This window comes from Dyella sp. NPDC103356 (assembly GCF_055584465.1).
The window spans coordinates 217,712-235,667 of sequence record NZ_JBVJLZ010000002.1; the positions used below are offsets into that span (position 1 = coordinate 217,712).

General features: G+C 60.3%; 14 protein-coding genes and 1 tRNA gene. 12 read left to right on the forward strand and 3 right to left on the reverse strand.

Features of this window, described 5'->3' with window-relative positions; genetic code table 11:
* Window positions 1-61: 61 nt before the first annotated feature.
* The gene (locus tag ACZ6WW_RS04410; protein WP_465273144.1) at window positions 62-1,795 is read right to left on the reverse strand and encodes a UvrD-helicase domain-containing protein; all 1,734 of its coding nucleotides are present in this window, start codon (window positions 1,793-1,795) and stop codon (window positions 62-64) included.
* The gene (locus ACZ6WW_RS04415; RefSeq protein WP_465273145.1) at window positions 1,792-3,879 is read right to left on the reverse strand and encodes an ATP-dependent nuclease; all 2,088 of its coding nucleotides are present in this window, start codon (window positions 3,877-3,879) and stop codon (window positions 1,792-1,794) included. The genes ACZ6WW_RS04410 and ACZ6WW_RS04415 overlap by 4 nt, the downstream gene beginning before the upstream one ends.
* A gap of 790 nt (window positions 3,880-4,669) precedes the next feature.
* Here ACZ6WW_RS04415 and ACZ6WW_RS04420 point away from each other — a divergent pair.
* The 11 genes from ACZ6WW_RS04420 to ACZ6WW_RS04470 all read left to right on the forward strand — a co-directional run bounded on the left by ACZ6WW_RS04420 (window position 4,670) and on the right by ACZ6WW_RS04470 (window position 16,079).
* Window positions 4,670-5,092: a heavy metal-responsive transcriptional regulator gene (locus ACZ6WW_RS04420; protein WP_465273146.1), complete on the forward strand. Its 423-nt coding sequence runs from the start codon at window positions 4,670-4,672 to the stop codon at window positions 5,090-5,092.
* Complete coding sequence (locus ACZ6WW_RS04425; protein WP_465273147.1) at window positions 5,089-7,419, forward strand: heavy metal translocating P-type ATPase; 2,331 nt, start codon at window positions 5,089-5,091, stop codon at window positions 7,417-7,419. The genes ACZ6WW_RS04420 and ACZ6WW_RS04425 overlap by 4 nt, the downstream gene beginning before the upstream one ends.
* 359 nt (window positions 7,420-7,778) lie before the next feature.
* Window positions 7,779-7,937 (forward strand): hypothetical protein, encoded by a 159-nt coding sequence (locus ACZ6WW_RS04430; RefSeq protein ID WP_281848220.1) that lies wholly within the window; start codon window positions 7,779-7,781, stop codon window positions 7,935-7,937.
* A gap of 50 nt (window positions 7,938-7,987) precedes the next feature.
* A complete protein-coding gene (locus tag ACZ6WW_RS04435; protein ID WP_465273148.1) occupies window positions 7,988-8,395 on the forward strand; it encodes a ketosteroid isomerase-related protein in 408 nt (135 codons plus the stop codon).
* Window positions 8,392-8,988, forward strand: a complete 597-nt coding sequence (locus ACZ6WW_RS04440) for a GNAT family N-acetyltransferase (RefSeq protein ID WP_465273149.1) — start codon at window positions 8,392-8,394, stop codon at window positions 8,986-8,988. The genes ACZ6WW_RS04435 and ACZ6WW_RS04440 overlap by 4 nt, the downstream gene beginning before the upstream one ends.
* Before the next feature lie 15 nt (window positions 8,989-9,003).
* The gene (folC, locus tag ACZ6WW_RS04445) at window positions 9,004-10,281 is read left to right on the forward strand and encodes a bifunctional tetrahydrofolate synthase/dihydrofolate synthase (RefSeq protein WP_465273150.1); all 1,278 of its coding nucleotides are present in this window, start codon (window positions 9,004-9,006) and stop codon (window positions 10,279-10,281) included.
* 74 nt (window positions 10,282-10,355) lie between these two features.
* The gene (locus tag ACZ6WW_RS04450) at window positions 10,356-11,411 is read left to right on the forward strand and encodes an SPOR domain-containing protein (RefSeq protein ID WP_465273151.1); all 1,056 of its coding nucleotides are present in this window, start codon (window positions 10,356-10,358) and stop codon (window positions 11,409-11,411) included.
* A gap of 34 nt (window positions 11,412-11,445) precedes the next feature.
* Window positions 11,446-12,201, forward strand: a complete 756-nt coding sequence (locus ACZ6WW_RS04455) for a CvpA family protein (protein ID WP_465273152.1) — start codon at window positions 11,446-11,448, stop codon at window positions 12,199-12,201.
* A 12-nt stretch (window positions 12,202-12,213) separates the two neighbouring features.
* Complete coding sequence (purF, locus tag ACZ6WW_RS04460) at window positions 12,214-13,689, forward strand: amidophosphoribosyltransferase (RefSeq protein ID WP_281848226.1); 1,476 nt, start codon at window positions 12,214-12,216, stop codon at window positions 13,687-13,689.
* Window positions 13,690-13,747: 58 nt separating this feature from the next.
* Entirely contained in the window at window positions 13,748-14,569 is an 822-nt protein-coding gene (locus tag ACZ6WW_RS04465) for a ferritin-like domain-containing protein (RefSeq protein WP_465273153.1), read from the forward strand.
* 133 nt (window positions 14,570-14,702) lie between these two features.
* The gene (locus ACZ6WW_RS04470; RefSeq protein WP_465273154.1) at window positions 14,703-16,079 is read left to right on the forward strand and encodes a phosphatidylinositol-specific phospholipase C; all 1,377 of its coding nucleotides are present in this window, start codon (window positions 14,703-14,705) and stop codon (window positions 16,077-16,079) included.
* A 175-nt stretch (window positions 16,080-16,254) separates the two neighbouring features.
* Here ACZ6WW_RS04470 and ACZ6WW_RS04475 read toward each other — a convergent pair.
* Window positions 16,255-16,331, reverse strand: a tRNA-Pro gene (locus ACZ6WW_RS04475).
* 164 nt (window positions 16,332-16,495) lie between these two features.
* On the opposite strand from ACZ6WW_RS04475, the gene hisS reads away from it, so the two are divergent.
* Window positions 16,496-17,884: a histidine--tRNA ligase gene (gene hisS, locus ACZ6WW_RS04480; protein WP_465273155.1), complete on the forward strand. Its 1,389-nt coding sequence runs from the start codon at window positions 16,496-16,498 to the stop codon at window positions 17,882-17,884.
* Window positions 17,885-17,956: the final 72 nt, after the last annotated feature.

Sequence of the window (17,956 nt, forward strand, 5' to 3'; positions counted from 1 at the left end):
GCTCTGTGCCATCGCAAGTTACAGTCCGCGCGCGGGGTGGCTCCATAATAAGCGGATGGTTTTATATAGGAATCGTAAGCTCCTCTACATTGTCTTTTCCAAAGATCCGGCTCACAGCTGCGAGAGCGGTGTCGGACAAGGTTTGTGTGGCGAGCACTGCAAGTCGCGTCATGGGCCGCGAAATAGAGACGTAGAAAAGATTGCGTGATCGGTAGAAGCCTTTCGTGTTTTTTGCATTTAGCGCTCCTGTCTCAAGAAGCTCCAATAGCTGTGGCCAGTTGTAGTGGTTCCAGCCTCCGCCGAGCACTACAAGAACATTCTCAAACTCGGCACCCTTGACGCTGTGTTGCGTAGCAAAGGGTGTCTGTTTTTCGACGAACTTCACCAGTTCGATCATTTCGCCGTAACTAACGTTTAGGAGCCTGCTGTAGCGCTGGAGTGCGGTGGCGTCCTCAGGTATGGGTTCGCCATTCAATGCGGCAAGTTCATCATCGCGCCGCAGAAGGCGATCCGGCGGCGACGGGCGCTTGGACTTCTTCAGGTGATCAATAACGTGTCCAATCGTTCTTTCAGTCCGCAGGGTTTGAAGGATGTCCATGTCGCTGCGCCAAGACGCTTTATCCTCATGTTTCGTGATGGCAGGTCCAGAGCCGAACACCCTGAACATGTCGCCATAGCGCGAAGCGATATAGGCTGCACACATAGGCTCGACCGTCTCAGCAAAGAACTTGATCGCGGGATCTTCCTTCTTTGCAAACAACTCCGTCCGGCCGCTGAATATCTCGGCGATGGTTGGATATCCCTGCTCGGCGGCCAGGACATTGTGGGTAAGCATGAGAACCTTAGTCTTGCCAAGCTCCCATCCCTCGGCTTGAAGTCGCCCCATAAGGATTTCCCGCGTGCTTCTCGCCAGTTCGGGAGGGAGATCTTCCTTCGAGTTTCTGTCGTTGGTTCGTTGCCCTTTGTAGGCATTGGCATGAAAAAATCTTGCTTCGCCAATCGCGCCTGGGTCACGAGCGGCTTGTGTCAGTTCTGGCCGAAGTTTGTTGAGTACATCCACGATGACCGGTACCGACCGGAAATTGGAGCCTTTGCCAATTTCCTCAATCGGATATTCGGCGAGTTCATACTCACTGCGGTAGATGGTCTGCCAATGGTCCCCAAACAGCCCGATCAACGGCCCAGTTTTGGGCTTTAAGAAATGCTCGGTAATCGCCTCCATGAACTGGCGGTGTGTGTCCTGATACTCATCGATGAAGATGACGGGAAACTGTTGCATCAGCACACGACGAAACTTTTCGCGTTGTAGGAGTACCGCCATCATTTCGGGAATGTCGTCGTGGCTGAGCGTGATTCGGTCGGTATCGACACCGAAGAAGCCCAGATCATAGTCCACGAGCTTCGAACCTACGCCCCCGCCGTGCTCGATCTTTTCGCGCCGGTCTTCCATTTCTGTAATGAGGTCGCGCAATGCCTTCTGAAATTGGCGTAGGAACGCCCACGAGAAGCCGTGGATGGTGTCCACGAGAATCGCGGGATGATCCTCGATCTCCTGTGCAATCTCGTTTCGTGCAACTTCGGTGTACGTTATGCACGCAACTTTTTGGCCAGCATGAACCAATGCCGGTCCGCGCTCTGTAATGAGTCGCTTTAGGGCTGCGACCAGGGAATACGTTTTCCCCGCTCCTGCGCCGGCTTCAAGTCGAAAGCTGCGGCCTGCATCAAGGGCATCATTGATCTTCTGTTGAGCTTTCTCAGCCGCAACGAGAGCGGGGTTGTCAGCGGCTTCGGTCATGCTGCCTCCGCGTTGGCTGGCGCTTCTATAGGCAGTGCCCCCTCTGGAGGAGGGGGTTCGGAGAGCCATGCGAGGCCTTCTCGAATATAGCGCGGTACGGTCCAGTCTTTCTCACGAATGGCAAAGCGCAAAGCGGTATCCGCTTTCGCGAGCCCTTGCGCGATTTCCCATGCCTCGCTCGCCTCATCCTGTTCTTTGGGCCATTTGAACCGATCTGGGTTTGCAAGAACGAGCGCATCTTCATAACTACGAGCACAGATTTTTGAGTCATCTGTCTCTGCAATTTGGTAAGCAATTCTGCGGTAGCCGCTTTGCTTTTCTTTGGACGTTTTGGCTACAAGGTTAGCGGGTGTGATTTGCCAATCGTCCTTGTTCTCTTCGTTCTTGGGGCGAAACCATTCTCTGATGGCGGCATTAGAAGTCCGCTCGCCTTCTGCGACAGGGCATTTCTCCCACGTTTTTATCTTCTTTCCATGCTTATTCTCCTTTTCGACCAGCTTGATTGAATCGAGGTCGGTGATGACAAGTGTCTTGAGTTCGAGGAAATCGAGAAGGGGATAGAAGATGTGAGCGTAGGCGCCACCTACCTCGACACAGGTCACGTACTGTTTGCCCAGCTTCTGCTTTTCATCGAGCGTCTTGTCAACCAGCTCACACAGGCGCGGCATCAGCAGCCGCTCCGTGGTTCCTTCCACCATGATAGCTTTGTCTGCAAAGTAGAGGTCACACTTGGTCAGTGTCATGTACTGGTGAAGGAAGTCTTGATCCTCGGGGGGTATCGAGGTCATCCCTTTCTTGAAATCCTTGACCTTGGTCTGCCGAGTACTCGATTTTTCTGCCGATTCATTCAGGAAATACCGCATCGCTTCGAACGACGCGGCATTCGCAACATGCGGTGAATGCGTCGTGATTATGAACTGCACGTCCCATGAGGGCTCGTTGGGATAACTAGCCGACAGCTTGCCGATGGCTGCATTCAACTGACTAATGAATACCTCTTGCATCTGCGGGTGCAAGTGGGCCTCAGGCTCTTCGATAAAGATTAGGTGGGTAACAGGGCGGGTTGCTTTTGCGCGATAGGTCTTGTGGAAGCTTTCGAGCTGCAACAGCATATAAATCAAGTTGCGGGTGCCCAAGCCGTTATAGCCTTCCGGTAAGTGAATGCCATCCGTGCCGGTGTAGACCACTTTAGTATGGTCTGAAAGAAGTGCTTCAACATTCAATGAGGTTTCCGGCCGAAGCTCCGTATCGTTGAGGCTCGGAAAGCCTAGCACTTCCATGGCCGGAAGCAGCTTCTTCAGCATCTCGTCGAAATCTCCTTGAACGCTTCGTTCAATGTCTTCAACGGAAGCCTTCAGTTTGGCGGCAAGCTCTTGATCTGCCGCCGCGGCTGTCGGTGTAGTGGCAGTCTTAAAAAGGGTGCTGAGCAGCTTACCAATGACGTCGGCGTCTCCGTGCCTAGCATGGTCAAGCGTACGCTGTGCACGTACGAAATTACATTGCACCAAAGCAGCTAATGCAGCTGTTCCATCAAAATCGCGACGGTTAGTGTCGTCCGTTGGATCGATGGCGCAAACGTGGACGCTGTACGCCTTCGGTAAGGTTTCGCGCAGCGAGCGGAGAAAATGTGCATTCGGCTTGGCACCTTCTGCCGGAGGTGGTATATCGAGCAAGGCGTGGAGTGTCGCCAATGTTGGACCATACTCAACGCGCACAATCGCTTTGGTGGATGCGACGTCCAGATCGATAACAAATGGAGCAAGAGGGCCCAGATTTGGCGCCGCGCTGTCGTAGGCGAAGGTGAGCGTAAGCACGATTTTCGGAAGTGCGGCGAGAATTTCCTCTGGGCGGGCTTCCTTTTCTCGCAGCGCCTTCGCATCGAAAAATTTGCTACGCGACGCGGCCGAGAAATCTTCTAGCCGGAAGCGGGCACCGGTCTCTCCTGTGAAGCGATCGAAGGCATCGGTGAGGGAGGTCTTGCCGCTGTTGTTCCGTCCCACGATCACCGTGGAATTGGATTCCAGCATGATGTCGACATCCTGAAGTAGCCGAAATCCTTCTATCTTGACCTTTTCAATGCGCATTTCTGCCTCCCTGTATTTGTATTCTTAATGGCTGCGTGATTCGATGGCATGCACCCACACAAATATCTGACGACGCACAGATTATAACTTCGCGTTTTTAAAGCAAACCCGCAGCGAGCAACTCCCGGCGAAGCTGGGCCGCGCTGTAGTACCGCGCATCGAGCTCAAGGAAGGGGGGGGCTGATTGGCGATATGACAGGCGAAGGAATCGTCGTATGCCGAGAAACCCTAATGGGATTCTGGTGCGGAATCAGCTGTCAGCTATTTAGGCACGACGAGCCGTATTCGTTCTGGTTGCTCATACGCTAGGTCAACTGGATATTGATTTGCGATTCGAGACGGCGCGCGGTTACCTCTAGGTCGATCTGAGGAGTGAGTCTCGCATGTTTTGAAATACCAAGATTTTCCAGCACGCAAAGGCGGTTTTGAAGGCTGCAATAACCTAGCTTTTGATCTCGCGGCATCACGTTGACTCATTTGTGCCTTCGGTGATGCTCGTTTAGGTGAGCAGCGTCATGATCAGACAGAGAAACTCGTGCCCAGCAGAGGCGTCTATACGAGCTATCCTCTGATGCTGTCGCTGTATAACTTCCAAGAAGACATTTTAGCGAGGGGACCCTAGGGACGCTCTTGCGGTATCGGGGAAAGACTTAGGGGCTCAGTGCCATCCTTAGAGGCTGGTGCCAGGGTTATGGTCTCTGTTGGCAAGGTAACGGAGCCTCGACAGCGGGTGTCTCGAATGGGGAAAGGGTTGACTCTGGACCTTGATCAATGGTCTAGACTTGGCCCCATGAACGCAAACCCCACTCTCACCATCGGTGCCGTCGCCAAGCGCGTCGGCGTGGCTATCGACACGATCCGCTACTACGAGCGCGAGGGCCTGCTGCCCGAGCCGGAGCGGCGGGCGTCGGGTTATCGCAGTTACGACGAAGGCGCGGTGCGGCAGTTGCGCTTTATTCGGCGCGCCAAGGATCTGGGTTTCACGCTGGAGGAGATTCGCGATCTGCTGGCCTTGTCCGCCGACCGTCATCGCGGGGTCAAGGCGGTAAAGCAGCGCGCGGAACAGCGCCTGGCGGCGATCGATGCACGCATTGCCGAGCTGACGCGTGTGCGCGACGGTCTGGAGCAATTGGTCGATGCCTGCCCGGGACACGGTTCGCCGGACAAGTGTCCGATCCTGCGTGCGCTGGTCGATGAGGACGCTGCCGAATGAGTGCCACGCACAGTTGCTGTGGTGCTCATCAACATGCCCCGGCACAGGCGACCGATCCGATCTGTGGCATGACCGTCGATACGGCGACGGCCAAGCATATGGCCGATCACGCTGGTCAGACGTTCTATTTCTGTTGCGCGCGCTGCAAGGAAAAGTTCGTCGCCGAGCCGGATCGTTATCTGCAGCCCAAGCAAGATGAGGCCGAGTCCGCACCGCCGGGCGCCATCTACACCTGCCCGATGCACCCGGAGATCGAGCAAGAGGGGCCGGGGCATTGTCCGATCTGCGGCATGGCGCTCGAACCGATGCTGCCAAGCGCGGATGCCGGCGACGATGGCGAAGCGGTGGCGATGATGCGTCGCCTGTGGATATTGATCGGCTTGACGCTGCCGGTAGTGGCCGTGTCGATGGGGCCGCATCTGTTCGGTTGGCACTGGCCCTCGCCTTGGGATATCGGTGCGAGTTGGGGCGAGGCGTTGCTGGCAAGTATCGTCGTGCTGTGGGGTGGTGCAAGCTTCTTCGCGCGAGGCTGGCGTTCGCTGCGGCCGTGGCGACCGAACATGTATACCTTGATTGCGTTGGGAACGGGCGTGGCCTGCGTCTACAGCGTGATTGCATTGTGTCTCCCTGGTTTGTTTCCGCCGAGTACGCTCGACATGCATGGTCGCGCACCGGTGTATTTCGAGTCCGCCGCGGTCATCGTCACGCTGGTGACATTGGGTGACGTGCTGGAGGCGCGTGCGCGTCGCCGTAGTAGCGATGCTTTGAAGGCTCTCCTGGGTCTTGCGCCCAAGACCGCGCGACGCATCGATGCGCATGGCGAGCATGACGTGCCCCTCGATCAAGTGCGCCAGGGCGATCGGTTGCGCGTGCGCCCCGGTGAGAAACTACCGGTCGACGGCGTCGTGCTCGAAGGGGCCAGTCATATCGACGAATCGATGCTGACCGGTGAGCCCTTGCCGGTCGTCAAGGCGGTGGGCGATGGGTTGACCGGGGGTACGGTCAACCAGGAAGGCGCCTTGGTCATGCGTGCAGAAAAGGTGGGTGCGCAAACCCTGCTGGCGCAGATCGTCGCGCAAGTGGCACAGGCGCAGCGAAGCAAGGCACCGTCGCAGCGCCTGGCCGACAAGGTGGCGGCCTGGTTCGTGCCGCTCGTGATCGTCGCAGCGTTGCTGGCATTCGCGGGTTGGTGGTGGCTTGGGTCCTCACCACGCTTCGTACACGCGATGTTGGCCGCGGTCTCTGTGCTGATCATTGCCTGTCCCTGTGCGCTGGGTCTGGCTACGCCGATTTCGATCATGGTGGCGAGCGGTCGCGCTGCGCGCGAAGGTGTGTTGTTCAAGGACGCCGCGGCGATCGAAGCCTTGCGTGGCATCGATACGCTGGTGCTGGACAAGACCGGTACCTTGACCGAGGGCAAGCCGTCGCTCGATCGCATAGTGACCTTGGGCCAGGAGACGAGAGACAACGTACTGGCCTTGGCCGCGGCGCTCGAGCGTTCCAGCGAACACCCGCTGGCGCATGCCTTGTTGGCAGCCGCGGAGCAGGCGAGCCTGAGCTTGCCAGATGTGCAGGATTTCGAGGCGGTGGCCGGTGGCGGTGTACGCGGCAAGATCGACGGTCGTGTGGTTGCGCTTGGAAGCACGGCCTGGGTCGAGACGTTGGGTGCTGTGTTCAGTGATGACGCGCGTGCACAGGTCCAGGCATGTCGCGATGGTGGCGCAACGGTCGTGGTGCTCGTTCGGGATGGGCAGGCGAATGCGTTGCTTGCGATCACCGATCGCATTCGCAAGAACGCTGTCGAGGCGCTCGCCTCGTTGCGTGATCGTGGCTTGCACCTAGTCATGTTGAGCGGCGATCACCTTGCGACGGCGCAGGCTGTAGCACGTCAACTCGGTATCGACGACGTGCATGCCCAGGTATCTCCAACGGGCAAGGCCGAAGTGATCGATCAATTGCGCAAGCAGGGACGTCGCGTCGCCATGGCTGGCGATGGCATCAACGATGCGCCGGCTCTCGCGGTGGCGGATATCGGCATCGCCATGGGCAGTGGAACGGACATCGCCATGCATAGTGCGCAATTGACCTTGATGAAGGCGGATCTTGGGGCGATCGGGCGTGCATTGACCCTGTCGCAGGCCACGGTGCGAAACATTCGCCAGAACCTTTTCTTCGCCTTTGTCTACAACACCGTGGGTGTGCCGTTGGCTGCGGGTGTGCTGTATCCGTGGTTGGGTGTGACGTTGTCGCCGATGTTTGCTGCCTTGGCGATGAGCTTGTCGTCTGTTTCGGTTGTCACCAATGCCTTGCGGCTCAATCGGCGGTAGCGGTGGTGTCGTGGTCGCGACTTGATGGAATCTCGAATAACCTCAGTTTTTATCGTCGCCCCGGCGAACGCCGGGGTCCAGCGTCTTTAATATGTTGAAGCGTAAGGCACTGGATCCCGGCGTTCGCCGGGATGACGGATAGGAGAGGGTTTTAGAGGTTTCCCGAGGTCGCCCCTACAAGCTAGCTGTGCCTGCCTGAGTCTTCAGTCACGACCGTCCCGCCACGGCATCACCGAGCACACGATTATCTCCTGGGCATGACGCCTGTCACTCCCAACACTTGACGTCCGCCGCTGCCGCCGCTCCCGCGAATTTCGCATCATTCTCCCAGCACCATGGGGGTGCGGGGAGATACCATCATGCAAACCGTCAACGACACACGCAGCACGTTCGATAAATACCTGCCGCTGCTGCTCGGCGTACTGGCCGCGCTCCTGGCCGGGCGTATGCTGAAGAAGATGTTCTGGACCGCATTTGGGATGTACTGGGCGCTGCGCGCAACGGGCATCCACTGGTAAGCGCCCGATGGCTTAAACTGCGCGCTTGGAGTCCTTAGGGAAGCGCGCCGATGTCCGATACGCAAACGTTGATCGCCCAGTATTACGCCGCATTCAACAGCGGCGACTGGGCCGGGATGCTCCAATGCCTGAGCGACGATGTGGCCCACGATATCAATCAGGGGTCACGCGAACATGGCCGCGACACATTCGAGGCATTTCTCGCACGCATGCAGCGCAGCTATCGCGAGCAGCTCAAGGACATCGTGATCATGGTATCGGCCGATGGCCGGCGTGCCGCGACCGAATACGTGGTGCACGGCGAGTATCTTGCCGATGACGAGGGGCTGCCGCCGGCCAGGGGGCAGCGTTATGTGCTGCCCGGTGGCGCGTTCTTCGACATCGACGGCGGCCGCATCACGCGCGTGACCAATTACTACAATCTCAACGACTGGATTGCCCAGGTCGGCGGAGCATGAGCGTTCGCGTCGTCACCTGCGTCGGCTCGGCGGTAGCGCCGTATGTCGACGACCTGGCGCGCCTGCGCATCGAAGTGTTTCGCGATTATCCCTATCTCTACGAAGGCGATGACGCCTATGAGCGGCGTTATCTGGAGGCCTACGCGGCCTCGTCACGTAGCGTGTTCGTGCTGGCGCTGGACGGTGCCAAGGTGGTGGGCGCGTCGACGGGCATCCCTCTATCGGACGATGGCGAGGCATTTCATCAGCCATTTCGAGCGCGGGGTATCGCAGTGGATGACGTCTATTACTTCGGCGAGTCCGTCTTGCAGCCCGCGTATCGTGGACAGGGTCTGGGGCATCGCTTTTTCGACGAACGCGAGGCCCATGCGCAATACCTGGGTGGCTACGCGATGACTGCATTTTGCGCAGTCGAGCGTCCCATCGACGATCCTCGCCGGCCAACCGACTATCGCAGCAACGACATGTTTTGGCACAAGCGCGGCTACGAGCGGCAGGATGCGATGTTTTGCACGCTAAAATGGACCGAACTGGGCGACAGCGAGCAGAGCGAACATCGGTTACGTTTCTGGCTGCGTCCGTTAACCGTTTGACGCAGAGAAGGCTACATGTCACGCACGCTCGCCCAATGGCTGGAGTATCAGGAACGCGTCAACGTACGCAGCATCGAGCTGGGTCTGGATCGTGTCAGCGAAGTATGGCGGCGCATGGGCGCGCCGCGCGTGGCGCGTCATGTCGTTACCGTGGGCGGGACCAACGGCAAAGGTTCCACGGTGGCTTTCCTGGAGGCCATGCTGCGAGCGGCTGGCTTGCAGGTTGGCTGCTATACCTCGCCGCACCTGCTGCATTACAACGAGCGCATCCGTGTCGACGGCGCGGATGCCAGCGATGAGCTGCTGGTGGCGAGCTTCGAGCGGATCGAGCAGGCGCGTGGCGAACTGCCGCTGACCTATTTCGAGTTTGGCACGCTGGCCGCATTGGATATCTTTGCCCGTGCCGAGCTGGATGTCGCCGTACTGGAAGTGGGCCTGGGCGGTCGTCTGGACGCCATCAATATCGTCGACGCCGATGTTGCGGTGATTACCACGGTCGATCTCGATCATATGGACTGGCTGGGCAACGACCGCGACAGCATCGGCCGGGAGAAGGCCGGTATTGCGCGGGCAGGGCGCCCGGCCATCGTCGGTGAGGATGCGCCGCCCGCAGGCTTGCTCGATACGCTGCACGCGCTGGGTGCGAAGGTGCAGCGTGCGGGTATCGATTTTCGTGCACAGCGCGATGCAGACGGTTGGCGCTGGATCCACAGCGGTGGCACGGTGCTGAACCTGCCCGATCCCGCCCTGGCCGCGCCTGTGCAATACGCCAATGCCGCGGCTTCCATCGCTGCCCTGCACATGCTGCCGGGCAACGAGCCGTGGCAGCAGCGGGACGTTTTTGCCGATATCGCGGCCAAGGGCCTTCGCCAGGTACAGATCGCCGCGCGGCTGCAATCGCTGGGTGGCGATCCGGAGCTGATCGTCGACGTGGGCCACAACCCGCAGGCCGCGCGCGCACTGGCGCAGTGGCTGGACCGTAGCCCCGGCGGTCGCGTGCATGCGGTCTATGGTGCATTGGCGGACAAGGATGTCGACGGCGTCATCGCCGCACTGGGCGAGCGCATCGCGCATTGGCATGTGGCCGGGCTGGATCGGGACACGCCGCGCGGTCTCTCGGCCGACGCGGTGGCCGAGCGTGTTCGTGCCGTCCTGCCCGACGCAAAGGTCGACCGACACGAGAGTGTTGGTGAGGCACTGGCTGCGGCGCGTTCGGTCGCGCAGCCGGGCGATCGGCTGCTCGCTTTCGGCTCGTTTTTCGTGGCTAGTGCAGTGCTGGCTGAATCCGCGTAACGGGCCACGGGCGGGGCCGGCGTGCATCCGGCTATAATCGCGCCCGTTGTGTGCCGGTTGCATTGGAGTCCGACTTGAAAACACGCCTGCTGGGAGCCGCCGTCCTGTTCGCCGTGGCGGTGATATTTGTTCCGATGTTTTTCTCCAGCAACCCGCCGGCGACCGGCGGCGACAAAGCGGTGGACCTGGCTATCCCGCCTGCGCCCGATCGCGACATGCAGACCAAGACCATGAGCCTGACGCCTGGCGTGGCGCCCGGCAGCAGCGCAGCGGCAGCGCCCAAGCCGGCGGTGTCCGGTACGGCCGTGCCGGCAAGCTCCGACCAGTTGGCTACCGTGAATATCGGTTCCAACCGCCCGCGCGATGTGGAAACCGACCCGCAGGCCGGGCAGAAGCCCGAGCCCACCACGGTGACCCGTCCCGGTCCCGCGCAGCCGGTGATTCCGGCGCAGACCAAGCCGGCCAACGAGCCGACGGTCAAGATTCAGAAGCCCGGTACGCCGGCCGTAGCCGCACCAAAGCCGGCCGCGCAGGCGCCGGTGATCCCGGCGGCGACGCAGCAGGAGGCGCCGGCGACCGCGGCACATGGTCATTTCATGCTCAACCTCAGCGCCTATGGCTCCAGCGCCAGCGCGCAGAGCCTGATGCAGCGCGTGCGTGGCCTGGGTTATCCGGTGACGAGCAAGCCGATCAACCAGGCGGGCAAGTCGCTGACCCTGGTCACCGCCGGTCCGTTCGAATCGCGCGCCGCGGCCGAAGCGGCGCGTCTGAAGATCACGCAGGCCATTCCGGGGGCGCCGGCGCGCCTGGAAGCAGGTGCCAGTACGCCGTCCCAGGATGAGGCTGCTCCAGCTCCCGCCGCTGCCGCACCGGCCAAGGCCGCTGCGCCGCGAGCCGGCGGCTGGGCGGTGCAAGTGGCTGCCATGGGGAGTCAGGGCGATGCCAATGCGTTGCGCGATAAACTGCGCGCCAATGGTTTTGACGGCTATGTGGACACGGTTAACGCGGGCGGCAAGCAGCTATGGCGCGTACGCGCCGGCCCGCAGACGCAACGCGACGATGCCGTACGCATTCGCGATCAGATCAAAACCAAGCTCGGCATCAGCGGCAACGTGGTCAGCGCGCCCTGAACGCCGGGTCGCCAGGGATAGGGAGTAGCGACGGATGAACTGGGTCGACTGGATCATTCTGAGCATTCTGGGCATTTCAGTCTTGATAGGACTGTTTCGCGGCCTCATTTCAGAGATGTTGGGGCTGGCGATCTGGGCGACCGCATTCTGGGCGTCCTGGGCGTTTGGTCCGTCCGTGGCAGGCTGGCTTGGCCGGTATTTGTCGATGCCGACGGCGCGACTGTTTATTGGCTACGTTGGCGTGCTGATGAGCGTGCTGATCATTGGCGCTATCATTCGCGCCATCATCAGCCGGATCATGTGGCGCACCGGGCTTTCGGGCATGGATCGCATGCTGGGCATGGGTTTCGGTTTTGCCCGTGGTGCGCTGATCGTGGCATTTATGGTGTTCCTGTTCAGTTTGACGGCACTGGTCCATGAATCCTGGTGGCGACAGTCCAGTCTGGTGCCGCAGTTCCAGGGGTTGGCAGGTTGGCTGGGCGCTCGGGTGCCGGCGAACGTCAATCACTATGTAGCGCAGTCGGGTGAACTGCTGGACAAGGTGCAGGTGCCGCAGATCGACATGAAGAATTTTCAGCTGCCCAAGGACTTTCAGCTGCCTAAGCAGATGCCCAACCAATTGCCTAACGACTGGATGGAAAAGCTGAAACAGGGTTCGCCGTTTGGCGCCCAGACGTTCCAACCCCAGGCCCAGCCGTATTCGCAGCAACAAAATTCGGCACAACCCGTTCCCGCGACGCCAAATTCGGACGGCGCGAGCAATCGACCCGACCCTCTTCAAGTTCAATAGTAGGCAACAACCATGTGCGGAATCATCGGCATAGTCGGTACCACCGAGGTGGCATCGTCGCTCTATGACGGATTGACGGTGCTACAGCACCGTGGCCAGGACGCCGCCGGCATCGCCACCGTGGACGGTGCGCGACTGCGTTTGCACAAGGGCAATGGCCTGGTGCGTGACGTATTCAGCCAGACCACGATGATGCCGCTGCGCGGCCGCATCGGCATTGGTCACTGCCGTTATCCCACGGCCGGTTCGGAAGGCTCTTCCGAAGCGCAGCCGTTCTACGTCAATTCGCCTTATGGCATCGCGTTCGCGCACAACGGCAACCTGGTCAATACCGAGGCCCTGCGCCGCGAGATGTTCGAAGACGATCGCCGCCACATCAACACCGATTCGGATTCGGAAGTGCTGCTCAACGTGCTCGCGCACGAGCTGCAGATCCAGGACCGCATGGCATTGACGCCCGATCACATGTTCAAGGCTGTCGCCGGCGTGCATGCACGCGCACGCGGCGGTTATGCATGCATCGCGCTGGTGCTGGGTTATGGCCTGCTGGCGTTCCGCGACCCGAACGGCATTCGTCCGCTGGTGCTGGGCGAGCGCGTCACGGCGGAAGGTCGCGAATACGCGGTCACCTCCGAGTCGGTGGCGCTCGATATCCTCGGCTTCAAGCGCCTGCGCGACGTGGCGCCGGGCGAAGCGGTGTTCATTACCGAAGACGGCCAGCTGTTCACGCGTATGTGTGCCGACGGTGCGACGCATGCGCCGTGCATTTTCGAGTACGTCTACCTGGCCCGTCCCGATTCGATGATCGAAAACGTGTCGGTGTACAAGGCGCGCCTGCGCATGGGCCAGAAGCTGGCCGAGAAGATCCTGCGCGAGCGCCCCGATCATGGTATCGAGGCGGTGATCCCGATTCCCGACACCGCCCGCACTGCTGCCAGCGCCCTGGCCGAAACATTGGGTGTGCCGTTCCGCGAGGGCTTCGTCAAGAACCGCTACATCGGCCGTACCTTCATCATGCCGGGGCAGGGCGAGCGCGTGAAATCCGTGCGCCGCAAGCTCAACCCGGTCGAGCTGGAGTTCCGCAAGAAGAACGTGTTGCTGGTGGACGACTCGATCGTGCGCGGCACCACATCGCGCCAGATCATCCAGATGGCACGCGATGCGGGCGCGAAGAACGTCTACTTCGCCTCTGCCGCGCCGCCGGTACGCTACCCGAACGTGTACGGCATCGACATGCCGGCCGCATCGGAGCTGGTGGCCTCCGGCCACAGCGAGAAAGAAGTGGAAAAGATGCTCGGCGCCGACTGGCTGATCTACCAGGATCTGGCCGATCTGGTCTGGGCCGTGCAGGACGGCAACGAGAAGATCAAGCACTTCGACACGTCCTGCTTCTCCGGCGAGTACGTCACCGGTCTGGACCGCAGCTACCTGCAGCAGATCGAAATGCTGCGCTCGGACGACGCCAAGGCCGCCCGCCGCACGGCATAAGCTCTGCTCCTTCTCCTCTGGTTCTGCCGGGGGAGAAGGCTTCAGATGAGGGGGGCTCTTGATCTCATCGACCAACGACCTGCACACGGCGGCGAAGCGCTGCCTCGATGCAACGGATCCAACCGAAAAACTGCGACTGACCCACGAAACCTGGGCCGCGTTGCAGGCTGGCGCGTTGCGCGCCGATCCTCATTCGCCGCCGCCCGAGCCGATTGGTCCGCCTGGTCGTCCGGCGCGCCCACTGCTGGTCCCGCAGCGCCAGGTGCCGCATCGCGGCCTGGGCAGCGAAGAAGGGCGCGCCGCATTGGTCCATGCCGTCGCGCATATCGAATTCAACGCGATCAACCTGGCCTGGGACGCGGTCTATCGCTTCCGTGACAAACCCGATGCGTACTACGTCGACTGGGCCAGCTGTGCCAACGACGAGGCGCGACACTTTGCGATGCTCAGCGAGCGCCTTGCCGAGATGGGGCACAGCTACGGCGATTTCGACGCGCATAACGGCTTGTGGGAAATGGCCGAGAAAACCGCGCATGACGATACGGCGCGCATGGCGCTGGTCCCGCGCGTGCTCGAAGCACGCGGCCTGGATGTGACGCCGGGCATGATCGAGCGGCTACGTGGCGTGGGCGACGAGCGCACGATTGCGATACTCGAAGTGATTCTGCGTGAAGAGGTGGCGCATGTCGCAGCGGGTAGTCGCTGGTACCGGCATTGCTGCGAACGCGATGGAGTCGACCCGCGGGAGACATTCCTGGACTTGTTGCGCGACTACATGGGGCGCAATCTTCGCGGGCCGTTCAATGTGGCTGCGCGACTGGAGGCGGGGTTTGATGAAGGGGAAATGGCTGCGCTTGCGCAATTGGCGCTGATTACCTGAGAGTGCGCCTTGGCTCGCGGCCTTGGTAAATGCGACCAGGAAATATCTCGAAGCGCCACCCCGGCGAATCTCCGAGGGGGCACGGAGAAGTGCTGGCGAATTGCTGTGCCCTGAAATGAACCAGGAGGTGACTATGGATCCGGTTGTCGACCTTGCGCTGAAACCCTTTTTTCGCTACCTGCATCCCCAGACGCACGATTACTTTTACACGTTGAACCCGAACGGGGAGGGCGCGCCGGCGGCGGGCTATCGGTTCGAGTGCATTGCGTGCTTTGTTTTTGATCAGCCGCAACCCGGCATGACGAAGCCGCTCTATCGATGGGTCAAGGGAAACCCATTGATGCATTTCTATACGACCGACCCCAGCGGCGAAAGGGCGGTCGCCGCCGGCTTTCGCAAGGACGATCCGCACTATATCGCCTGCCACGTGCTGGAAGTGGCTCCTCGTGGCACCGTGCGGCCCGTCAAGTTGCAGCGCTGGTATGCGACTGCTCTCAACGGTTCGCACTTCTACACGACCGATGAGCAGAGCCCCGGCCCCCTCTACGTTCGTGAGCACGTGGATATGGGTGATGTGTTTGCTTTCGATCAAAAGCGGTGGATGCATTACATCGATGGCAGCAAGAGCCTGGCCGCCTTGACGATTCCCGGAACCCACGACACGGCCACCTATCTTTACCCCGACTACGGCTACACCCGCTGCCAGGACCTGCCGCTGACGCAGCAGTTCGAGGAAGGAATTCGTTTTATCGATATCCGTCTCAAGTACGCCGACAAGAAGGGGAGCGGAGAATCGAATAGCCACGACGATCTGTGGTTGTTCCGCGGCAACGTGTTTCTGGAGCGCAACTTCCAGCTCGTTCTCGATGCATGCAGTCAGTTCCTGGAGAGGCACGCTTCGGAATGCATCGTGATGCAGGTAAAGAACGAGGCAAAGACCTACCACCGCGACGATCAGTTCGAGGCGCGGATGCGCCAATACGTTGCGAGCAAGTCCGGCCTGTTTTCGTTAAGCGAGGATGTACCGACCCTGGATCAGGCACGGGGGCGCATCGTCCTGGTGCGTCGCTTCAAGAAGGCGGGAACTGGCCCATTCGGTATCGACCTGACCCAGTGGCCCGACAACCAGACGTTTCAGCGGACGGCGCCGGGAGGACCGATCTACACGGTGCAGGACAAGTACGAGTCCTATACGGTGGGGTTCAAGTCGTACAAGTTCGATCATCACGTCAAGCCGTTCTTCGAGGAGAAGGTGGTCAGGTACAACCGGCTTGGCGATCTGTTCATCAATTTTACCAGCGGGACCGGCGGCGTGTGGCCGCGCACGCTGGCGACCGGCATCGAATCGGGCGACAGCTTTCAAGGCACGAACCAGTTGCTGTTCGATTACCTCGCGCGCATGCCGCTTGGCCGCTATGGCATCGTCCCCATGGACTTTCCCAGCTATCCCTACGGAGGCGCGTTGATAAGACGACTCGTGTCCCTCAATGCGTTTTCCTTCCGGCGATAAAGAAAAGGCGCGGCGGAACATCCAGCTATTCGAACGGATGAAAGTGATCCGGTGGCCAGGCGCGGATCGACGTCGTGCTGCGGGCGCAAGCGCTGGCTTCGGATCTTGGGTGCGCAGTCGAGAAGCTCAAAGAAAAAGGCCCTGGAACCAGTCGATTCCAGGGCCTTTTCTTATTTGGTCGGGGAGACATGATTCGAACATGCGACTTCTACGTCCCGAACGTAGCGCTCTACCAGGCTGAGCTACACCCCGCGGGAGCCGCATATCTTAATGGCGCTTTGGGGCCTTGGCAACTGGTTGAGCCGGGTCTTTTTTCCGGACCCGGTCGCGCGGGCTTAGGGACGGTCTTCTGGTAACCTAAGCGGCTGCGCCAAACCCCTTTGTGGCGCGCTTTAACACGTGAAAAAGAGGATTCCATGGCGCTTACCCCGGCCCGTACCATGCCTGGCGTACTCGAGCTGTTGCCGCTCGATCAGATTGCTTTTCAGCGCATGCTGGACACGATTCGCCGCAACTATGAGCGCTTTGGGTTCTTGCCGGTGGAAACGCCGGTGATCGAGTTTTCCGATGTGCTGCTGACCAAGACCGGCGGCGAAACCGAGCGCCAGGTCTATTTCGTGCAGTCCACCGGTGCCTTGAACGCGTCGGAGAAGGCCGAGGAAGGCAAGCCGGAACTGGCACTGCGCTTCGACCTGACAGTGCCGTTGGCGCGCTATGTTGCCGAACACGAGCACGACCTGTCGTTCCCGTTCCGCCGTTACCAGATGCAGCGCGTGTATCGCGGCGAGCGCGCGCAGCGCGGTCGTTTCCGCGAGTTCTATCAGTGCGATATCGATGTGATCGGCAAGGACAGCTTGTCGGTGCGCTATGACGCGGAAATTCCGGCGGTCATTTATAGCGTGTTCCGCGAACTCAATATCGGTCCGTTCACGATCCAGCTCAATAACCGCAAGCTGATGCGCGGCTTCTTCGAAAGCCTCGGCGTGGCCGATGGCGAGCAGCAGACGCTGGTGCTGCGCGAAGTGGACAAGCTCGACAAGCGCGGCGCCGACTATGTGCGCGAGACGCTGGTCGGCGAGCAGTTCGGTCTGAGCGCGGATGTCGCCAACAAGATCCTCGATTTCGTCCAGGTGCGCTCGACCTCGTTGCAGGACGCGTTCGACAAGCTCGATGCGCTGGGCGCAGGCCCGGAGGCGATGGAGCAGGGGCGTACCGAATTGAAGGAAGTGCTCGGCCTGATCCGCGATTTTGGCGTGCCCGAGTCGCATTTCGTGCTGAACCTGTCGATCGCACGCGGCCTGGACTATTACACGGGCACAGTCTACGAGACCACGCTCAACGACCACCCGCAGATCGGCTCGATCTGCTCGGGCGGGCGTTACGAGAACCTCGCCGGCCAGTACACCAAGTCGCATCTGCCAGGCGTTGGCATTTCCATTGGCCTGACCCGTCTTTATTGGCAGCTGCGCGATGCCGGTCTGATCAATACCGCACAAAGCACGGTCGACGTGCTGGTGACGCAGATGGACGCCGCGCAGATGCCGGCGTATCTGGCGTTGGCGAGCGAGCTACGCGGTGCGGGTATCGCCACTGAGGTCGTGCTCGATGGCGGCAAGCTCGGCAAGCAGTTCAAATACGCCGACCGTGCCGGTATCCGCTTTGTGATCGTGCTGGGCGAGGACGAAATCGCCAATAACGTGGTCACGGTGAAGGACCTGCGTCGCGAAGACCAGTTCCAGGTGGCGCGTGGCGAACTGATCAAGACGCTGCGTGTCGAACTGGCGCAAGCAGCCATTCAATCCTGAGCCGACTTGGCGGCGTGAGCGGGAAGCTGCTCACGCTACAGGCCGGTACGGGTCTCCCAGAATATTTGTAGC